Below are 7995 nucleotides of genomic sequence, written 5' to 3'. Positions count from 1 at the left end.
GACGCGTCCGGCGGCCTGGCGGCCGGTTCCGCCGCGGAGGCGGCGGCCGCCGGGGCTTCTTCCGGCAAGGGTCCGGCGCCGGGCGGGGGGCCGCCCCCCTCCATCCTTCCGCACGCGGTTCCCGCCAGGAGGATGGCGAGCGCAAGCGCCGCCGACCTCCGTCCCCCTTTTCCCGGAACCATCGACCGTTCCATCAGAACGTCTCTTTCCACGCCTTGATGTTCTTCATCTGCGGGGGAGATTCGACCTTGATCTCCTCGACCGCCCCGGTAGAGAACCCCACGAAGATCGACGACTGTCCCGACGGGTAGACGGAAAGCGAGGGGCTGGACGGAATGCCCCCCGCGGTGCCTTCCCCCGATCCCGTGTAGACATGGTACGGGACTTTCGTCTCGGTTTCACCCAGAGAGGCGATCCCTCCCAGGGCGGCGCCCGCGTTCAGGATGTTCAGGCCGTACACCCTGGCGATCCCGCCCCCGCCGCACGCCTGGCCCACGTCGGGGGTGAACGTCGTGAAGTAGACGGCGTTGAAGAAGACCACGGGGTCGGAGAGGACCTTCTCCCCCGTGTGCGTATTGTTGTCGACCGAAGTGGACGGCACGCTCGCGAAGTTCACGTACCAGCCGACCCGCCCGGAGGCGATGGTTCCGCCGGCGGGGTTGGTGATGGACAGCGAAAGGTCCGAAAGGTTCGCCTCGGTCAGCGGCGAATCGGGCCAGAAACCGTCCGAATCGTCGACGGAGTAGAATTTCCCCGTCCCGAGGTTCGACACGGGGAACTCCTGGTCGCCGGTCCCGAAGAAGAGCCGGCGGGTGCTCTCGGTCGATGCCGAATACTCCACGCGGTGGTAGACCGGCTGCGATCCCGCCGGCGCCTGGAAGATCTTCTTCATGTCCCATTGCGAGTAGAGGTCGCTCGAGACCCCGGGGGTCGTGAAGCGGAACTTGTAGAGGGACCCGTCGAGATCCGAAACATAGACGAACCGGATATACCCGTTCGGATCGAGCACCGCGGTGGGAGAGGCGACGATCGCGTTGTCGATCCCGGTCGAGAAGATCTTCAGCGCCGTTCCCGTCGAGATGTCGAGGACGGTCAGGGTCTGCCCCGTGGACGTGGAGTCGGCCTGCCCTCCTCCGAAGACCGCGACCCAGCGGTCCGTCTCCGCGGAGGCGGACGTCGCCTTCACCTTCACCTTGCCGATGAACGGCTCGGACCAGCTCTGCCCGAGGGTCGATCCTCCCTGGTACTCCCAGAGCACCTTCGGGTAATTCGTGAAGTCGGTGGAATCCTTGCCGTTGCCCGGGTCGGTCACGTCGAGGGCGAAGTAGCCGTTCCCCCCCTTCCGAAGCCCCGAGATCAGGACCGTCCTCCACTCGGAAGGAACCTTGATCCCGTCGGAATTCGCGTCGATCCAGACGTCGGCCACCCGCGGCGAGGAATCGACGTAATATCCGTGCCGCGTCGTCTCCGCGGGGACGAATTCCTCGAGTTTCTCCAGGAGCATCCTGGGAACATACGCGAAGACCTCTTCCCCGGTGCCGGTGTCGTATCCCGGGGTCGGCGTCCTGTTGGCGTCGTATTCCCCGCCGAGGAAGCCGTGGAGCATCCCGTCGTTGGTGCCGACGAAGATGACCCGCTTACGCTTCGCCTTGCTCTTCGTGAAGCTTTCCTGGAGCGTCCCTCCCACCACCGCCGCCGAGGAATACCCGGTGTCGAAATAGAACTGGGAAGGGGGACCCACGACGACCGGCTTGGAATGGAAGATGTCGCCGAGCCGGTCGGCCCGGTCCACCCCACGGACGTAGTTCACCACCGTGTCCCGGGCGGCGGTGTTGTCGACTGCGAGCATCGCGGGGGTAACGCTCCCGGTGGTGAATTCGACACGGGACCAGTTGGTGTTGTCGTATCCCGCCGTGTAGATCCTCCGGCTCCCGGCGGCGGTGTTGTCCAGCACGTCGGAGGCGTCCCACAGCGGGGAGGAAATCGTGTTGTCGCTGTTGATCGTCAGCGCCTGGAGGTGCCCCTGCCAGAAGGTCGCCGGAGGGGGGCTGGGCGTGAAGCTGGCCTTGTAGAGGTAGTTCCGGTCCGTCATGCGGACCGACGCGACGGTCGGCGCGGTGAAGGAGTACATCCCGGCGGTGATCTGCTGGAAGATGTTCCGGAGCGCGACCGAGAGCTGGGACGCGTCGGTGGCGAAGAACGCCTTGTTCGCCGCCCTCGCGGTGTTGTCCCCGGAAGCGCCGATGCTGTTGTACTGCGCGACCGTCGCCTGGACGTTTTCCTGCTCCCCGGCGCGGCGCAGAACTTCCCGAAGGACGGCCTTGTCCTTCGTGTTGTCGCTGATCCCGACGCCGACGGTGAAGACGTTGACGGGAGGGGAATAGTTCTTCAGGTCGTACGCCCGCTGGATGACCGAGTTGTTCCGCGCGACCTGCCCGGTGTTTCCGCTCCACCCGTCCGCGTTGAACACCCCGTCGTCGTAGTAATCGGGGCCGGCCCCGGTCCCGCTCGAGCCGTCCAGCCCGCCGATCGTGTCCTCTCCGTCGGTGACCAGGACCGCGAAGTTCTGGCGGCAGATGTCGACCGTGTTGCCGCTCGTGGCGACGTTGAAGAAGTTCTTCGCGGCGTTGAGCGCCTGCGCGGTGGGGGTGCCGCCGCTGGCGTGGGCGTAATTGGTGGTGGAATCCCAGATATCCCGATAGCTCGTGTTGAACGGCGGGACGTTGTTGTCCGAGGGGTAGATCTGGTCCCGAATCAGGGTCCTTACCTCTCCGAAATAGGTAGTGAACGTCATGAGCCCCAGTCGGGCCTTCAGGATGTTCTCATCCTCCGTGGTGAGGTTGTTGCGGAAATCGGTGCTTTCGGCCTCCGTGTTGTTGGTCGGGAAGTTCTCCGGGTACGGCACCTCGCCGCCGGCGATCGTGTAGGTATAAGAGATCCTCGCCCCCTGGTTGTAATCGTGGTTGAATCGCTTTCCCGGATCGAACGGCGGGTTGTCGAAATAAAGCGTGTAGGGAGAACCCGAGCTCCTTCTCGTATAGGTCACGTTTTCGTTGGTCGACCAGGAGCCGATCCGTACGGTGCCTCCGGAAGAGGGACCGCCGGGGAAGAGCGCCCAGTCGGAGGCGCTGATGTGGTAAACGATGATGTATTCGTAATACCGGTTGTCGCTGATGCTTGTGGACAGGGTGGTCCGGTCCGTACGCTTCGCGTACTGCAGCTCCCCCCGGGCCGTCCCCGTGGCGGTATTGTCGTAGGTGGGCGTGCTCAGGTCCGCGTTGAGCAGGGTGTAAATGACCTTCCAGAGGATGTCCATCCGGCTCCCCGAAGGGCTGTCCCCGTCGAGGTCGCCGACGGAGAGGTCCGCCGATGTGTCCATGGAACCGGTGGTGTCGAGCATCAGGAGCACGTTCGGGTTCGCCGCGGTGGTGAACAGCTCCGTATCGTCGGCCGGCGCCGACGGGGGAAGCGCCACGAGGCAGCAGAGCAGCAGCGCCAGCCATGCAGCCGGTTTCCTCATCGTCGTCATCTCCGTATCTCCTTCCGCCTAATACATCGTGCCCGTAGGCACGGGGCCGAAATCCACCACGGCCTGCACGCTGCGCGAACCCGTGAACTGCGGAGGCGGCTCCCCCCGGCTCGTCACTTCGAAATCCGCGAACCGGAAATTCGATCCGTACCCCGCCCGAAGGGTCATCACGCCGGTCGTTCTCGAGGTGACCCGGTACAGGGATCCGTCGGGAAGGCCCAACGATTCCTCGAACAGCAGAACCTCGGGAACCCTGTTCATCCCGTAATTGGCCCCGGCGTCGGCGGAGTTGAGCGCCCCCGTCCCCACCCGCGACTGCAGCGCGATGCCCATCTCGGTCGTCGATATGCTGATGGCGTAGATGCCGATGGCGGTCAGGATCACCAGGAGCATCAGCGTCACCACGAGCGCGCTTCCCCGTTCGTCCATGAAGGATCCCCGCGGCGACGTCATGTTCCGGAATTCCGTGCGTCGATATTCACTTCGATGATCCTCCTTCGGTAGCCGTCCGTCCCCCCCGCGGGCCGGTTCGCGAGCGCGGGGCGCGTTCCGATCATGCCCCCCTCCGGCAGACGGGACCTCGCGATGAGATGCATCCGCACCTGCCGGATCCTGGTGACCTCGGCGGCCGTGATGACGGTCCCGCCCGAGTCGCACCGGAAGGCGTCGATGTTCCCGTCGGCGTTCGTGTCGAGCCCGTAGGTGAACTGCATGTCCTCGATGTCGTCGGCCACGGGCTGGGGGGCTTGCCCCGGAATCATACGGTCGAGCATCAGCGTCGGCCGGGCCGGATCGGAATTGTCGATGAAATACCTCACGAACCGGGCCTTGGACACGACGGACGGGGGAAAGCCCGGGGTCGCGCCGGCAACGTATACCTTCGTGTGATGGGCCCCGTTGTAGCCCCCCCCTGCGAAATTCACCGTCGCCCCGACGACGCTCGTGCTCTGGAACAGGTCGGCGGTCGCGCCGTCGGTGACGAGCGCGTGCTCCCCTCCTCCGGCAAGGAACCCGAAGCTGTTGTCGACGGTGACGAACGACCGGTCGGCGGCCATCGACTGCAGCTCGGGCGGCGGCAGAAGCAGGTTATTGACGGTGTCGTACCGTTCCAGGTCCATGTCGTACCGGTACAGGATGTAGATCTGGTCGGGCCCGGCGTTGTTGTCGACCGGGAAGATCGCCCGGATGGCCGTGATGCCGCCGGGAAGGACTCCGGCGGGCAGGGCGACGTTGTCGCTGGCGGTGTTGGTGCTCATCGGCATACCGTATCCCGCCATCCGGATGTCCCGGGTCATGCAGTCCACGGCCAGCCGCAGGTTCTGCTGCATCTCCGCCACGCGGCTCTGGGTGGTGAATGACTGCTGCTGGGATATGAACGTCGAGAACACCGCCGTCATGGCGATGCCCAGGATCGCCAGCGCGGCCATTACCTCGATGAGGGTGAATCCCGCCTCGGGATTTCCGCGGGGGGAGCGCCTCCCGTACCGGCAATCCGCCATCATCGTCAGATCCCCCCCAGGTTCGCGCGCTGCGTCGTCAGCATCACGTTGTGCCAGGTCCCCTGGTCGTCCTGCCAGCAGGTCCATACGGTGATGGTCCTCAGCGTCGCGGTGTTGTCCGTGGTCACGCACCAGACGCGGAAATACTGGTGCTGCGCGCCGGGAACGACGACGTTGTCCCCCGAGCTCGCGGGAAGGTTCGCGTAGATCGGCTGCATGGTGGCGGTGCTGAATCCCGCGGCGTTCGAGGAGACGACATTGTCCCACGGGCCGTGCCGGAACGATTCCAGGCGGTCCTGCGTCAACTGGGTGGCGACGGTCCACCGCGAGGCGATCGCGTTCCCCTTGATCGCGGTGACCTGGAACAGCGCCAGAGCCAGCAGCCCCACCGCGAGGATCACGAGGGAGATGAGCACCTCGAGCAGGGAGAACCCCTCGTCCCGGGAAAGCCTAGTTGGTCCAGTCATTCTCAAGCCTCGCTTTCGAGGTCCAGCCGAAGATGCGAATCGTGGATCGGTCCACAGGGTTTTCCGATGTCAGGTGGATCAGCGCCTGCGTCACGGGAAGGATCGCGGCGGAGTTGTCCATGTACATCACCTGGCCGCCCGGGTTGTAAAGGAAGGAATGGATGTTCGCCGTCACGGGGGCTCCGCCGTCCACGATGATTTCCTGGACTCCCGCGCCCCGGGTCCCCGCGATTCCGTTCCCGATGGGGGTCCAGCCGGTGGACGCTGCTCCCAGGTTTCCCCTCTCGAGCGCCACGGTTTCCTGTCCCAGGTCGATCACCATGCGGTGCTGGAGATTCGAGGCCATGGCGCGGGTCCTCGCCTCGTTGCTCCTGGCAAGGACCTCCCGCTGGAAGTCGACGGCCGAGGCATGCCCCAGCCAGGCGAACAGGTTCGACGAGGCGATGACGATCATGATCGCTACGATCGCCAAAGCGATAAAGATTTCCACCAGCGTGAATCCGTTACGGTTCCCCATTCCGAGATCCTCCCTGGCGAGCTATGCAAGCAGGAGGCGTGCCGACAGGAAAAACGCTGTAACATGCCGTTTTCCTGGAGCGTGGCAGGCAGGGAACACCCATCTCCGATGGAAAAAAATGAACGAAGGATTAAAAGATTTAATCCCGGAGAGACGATTCGGCCTCGTCCCGCATCCCGGCAATCGTCGCAAGGAGCCCTTCGACGACGCCGGACGCCGTACCTGAAATGCGGATGTCCGTCACCGCGGCGGTCAGGTGCGTCTCCACCGGGTTGACCTCCACCACGACCGCCCCCGACTCCTTCGCGATCCGCGGGATGTCGCATGCCGGCGCGACCTGCGCGGAGGTGCCGATGACCAGGAGCATGCCGCACGTCCTCGCCTCCTCCTCGGCGCGCTCCTGCGCGATCCACGGGATGGGCTCCCCGAACAGGACGATGTTGGGCTTGAGGGCCTCCCCGCAGTCGCACCGGGGCGGCGCTCCGCCGTCCTCCCAGCGGTCCTTCGTGGCGTAGCTCCTCCAGCAGGAGACGCAGACCAGCTCCTCCAGGTTCCCGTGGTACTCGATGACCCTCCGGGAACCCGCCGCCTGGTGTAGGCGATCGACGTTCTGGGTAATGACGGCGCGCAGCAGCCCCATCTCTTCGAGCCGCGCCAGCCCGAAATGCGCGGGGTTGGGCGCCGCGCCGCCGCAGAGGGCCAAAAGCTCCGCCAGCATCTTCCAGGATTTCTCAGGATGACGAAGGAACGCCCCGATGGAGGCGTACTCCATCGGGGCGTATTTTTCCCAAAGCCCCTGGGAGCCGCGGAACGCAGGGATGCCGCTTTCCACCGAGATCCCCGCGCCGGTGAGGGCCACGGCGTTGCCCCGCTCGACCAGGAGACGCGCCACTTTCGCGAACGGGTCGACCCCGGCCAAGCCCCCCTCCCGGATGCCGGATCAGCCGATGAACGACCCCAGCTTCAGCGCCAGGCCCATGTCGCCGGCAACCTTCAGTTTGCCGGTAAGGAAGGCCATCTGTCCATCCAGTTTTCCGGCGACCATGTCCAGGAAATCGTTTTCCGCGACCGTCACCGTGCAATTGGGGGAAGCTGTCTGGCCTTCCGCCACGGAGGCCTTTCCGTCCTTCATCGTGATGTTGTAGGCGGATTCCCCAACATTGAACTGATACACGCAATTCATCCCGGCGAGCAGCGACGATTTTTCCGCTAACTTCGCCTCCAGCCCTTCGAAGAATCCTTTCACCGTCAAATCGGGCATGTCTCCTCCTCGCTCCTCCCCATGAGGAATGAATCGTCGTTCAATGGAGACGACCGTACACCGGACCTCGGGCGATGTCAACGACGCCGCGGATGCTATAATCCGCGCCATGCGCGTCTTCGGGCTCACGGGGAACTTCGGTTCGGGAAAAAGCACGGTGGCGGAAATGTTCCGCCATGCGGGAATCCCGGTTATCGACGCCGACCGGATCTCCCGGGAGGTGACGGACCCCGGCGGCTCCGCCCATTCCCCCGTCGTCCGGGAATTCGGCCCGGGGATCGTGCGGCCGGACGGTACGATCGACCGCGGGAAACTGGCGGACATCGTATTCGCGGACCCCGCCCGCCGCGCGCGGCTGGAAGAGATCACCCACCCCGCCATTCTCGCGTCGATGAAGGAAACGCTCGAAGGTCTCTCCCGTCAGGGTTGCCGCGCCGTCGTCGTGGAGGCGGCCCTGATCCACGAATCGGGCGGAAAGGGGCTGTTCGACGCGGTGATCTCCGTCCGTTGCGGAGAGGAGGAGCAGCTCCGCCGGGCGATGGCCAGGGACGGGATCTCCAGGGAACAGGCGCTGGCGCGGATCCGCGCCCAGATGGATGCGGGAGACAAGGCGGGCCGCTCGGATTACGTGATCGACAACTCGGGGGGTCTGGAAGAGACGCGCGCCCAGGTCGAGCGCCTCGCGCTGGCCCTGCTCGGTGGGGGGGGACACTCTTAACCCT

The 7995-nt window shown here is 65.0% G+C and carries 9 protein-coding genes; 1 reads left to right on the top strand and 8 read right to left on the bottom strand.

The genetic code is table 11. The annotated features are described in order from the left end of the window. The 8 genes from AB1346_10240 to AB1346_10205 form a co-directional block, all read right to left on the bottom strand. The coding region (locus tag AB1346_10240; GenBank protein ID MEW6720815.1) for a hypothetical protein at positions 1 to 194 on the bottom strand (194 nt) is incomplete at its 3' end. After that, on the bottom strand, positions 194 to 3529 hold the full coding sequence (locus tag AB1346_10235; protein ID MEW6720814.1) for a PilC/PilY family type IV pilus protein: 3336 nt from the start codon (positions 3527 to 3529) through the stop codon (positions 194 to 196). The genes AB1346_10240 and AB1346_10235, both read right to left, overlap by 1 nt. Before the next feature lie 18 nt (positions 3530 to 3547). Then, on the bottom strand, positions 3548 to 3958 hold the full coding sequence (locus AB1346_10230; protein MEW6720813.1) for a pilus assembly PilX N-terminal domain-containing protein: 411 nt from the start codon (positions 3956 to 3958) through the stop codon (positions 3548 to 3550). A gap of 20 nt (positions 3959 to 3978) precedes the next feature. Beyond that, the gene (locus AB1346_10225; protein ID MEW6720812.1) at positions 3979 to 5031 is read right to left on the bottom strand and encodes a PilW family protein; all 1053 of its coding nucleotides are present in this window, start codon (positions 5029 to 5031) and stop codon (positions 3979 to 3981) included. A gap of 2 nt (positions 5032 to 5033) precedes the next feature. Beyond that, a complete protein-coding gene (pilV, locus tag AB1346_10220; protein ID MEW6720811.1) occupies positions 5034 to 5495 on the bottom strand; it encodes a type IV pilus modification protein PilV in 462 nt (153 codons plus the stop codon). Further along, complete coding sequence (locus AB1346_10215) at positions 5479 to 6012, bottom strand: prepilin-type N-terminal cleavage/methylation domain-containing protein (GenBank protein ID MEW6720810.1); 534 nt, start codon at positions 6010 to 6012, stop codon at positions 5479 to 5481. Before AB1346_10215 ends, pilV begins: the two co-directional genes overlap by 17 nt. A gap of 139 nt (positions 6013 to 6151) precedes the next feature. Beyond that, positions 6152 to 6931: an NAD-dependent deacylase gene (locus tag AB1346_10210; GenBank protein ID MEW6720809.1), complete on the bottom strand. Its 780-nt coding sequence runs from the start codon at positions 6929 to 6931 to the stop codon at positions 6152 to 6154. Between the two features lie 21 nt (positions 6932 to 6952). After that, entirely contained in the window at positions 6953 to 7273 is a 321-nt protein-coding gene (locus AB1346_10205) for an SCP2 sterol-binding domain-containing protein (protein ID MEW6720808.1), read from the bottom strand. A gap of 43 nt (positions 7274 to 7316) precedes the next feature. Here AB1346_10205 and coaE point away from each other — a divergent pair, with 43 nt between their 5' ends. After that, on the top strand, positions 7317 to 7991 hold the full coding sequence (gene coaE, locus AB1346_10200; GenBank protein MEW6720807.1) for a dephospho-CoA kinase: 675 nt from the start codon (positions 7317 to 7319) through the stop codon (positions 7989 to 7991). Positions 7992 to 7995 lie beyond the last annotated feature (4 nt).

It is taken from the genome of Thermodesulfobacteriota bacterium (assembly GCA_040758155.1).
GTDB lineage: Bacteria > Desulfobacterota > Deferrimicrobia > Deferrimicrobiales > Deferrimicrobiaceae > UBA2219.
Note: the sequence above shows the minus strand (reverse complement) of the source record. Positions and strands in the feature narration are given on the sequence as shown.

What these genes read in the sequence shown, in the direction of transcription:
- AB1346_10215 (MEW6720810.1), bottom strand. Translation starts at nt 6,012, where the DNA reads ATGGGGAACCGTAACGGATTCACGCTGGTGGAAATCTTTATCGCTTTG.
- AB1346_10205 (MEW6720808.1), bottom strand. Translation starts at nt 7,273, where the DNA reads ATGCCCGATTTGACGGTGAAAGGATTCTTCGAAGGGCTGGAGGCGAAG.
- AB1346_10225 (MEW6720812.1), bottom strand. Translation starts at nt 5,031, where the DNA reads ATGATGGCGGATTGCCGGTACGGGAGGCGCTCCCCCCGCGGAAATCCC.
- AB1346_10230 (MEW6720813.1), bottom strand. Translation starts at nt 3,958, where the DNA reads ATGGACGAACGGGGAAGCGCGCTCGTGGTGACGCTGATGCTCCTGGTG.
- pilV (MEW6720811.1), bottom strand. Translation starts at nt 5,495, where the DNA reads ATGACTGGACCAACTAGGCTTTCCCGGGACGAGGGGTTCTCCCTGCTC.
- coaE (MEW6720807.1), top strand. Translation starts at nt 7,317, where the DNA reads ATGGAGACGACCGTACACCGGACCTCGGGCGATGTCAACGACGCCGCG.
- AB1346_10235 (MEW6720814.1), bottom strand. Translation starts at nt 3,529, where the DNA reads ATGACGACGATGAGGAAACCGGCTGCATGGCTGGCGCTGCTGCTCTGC.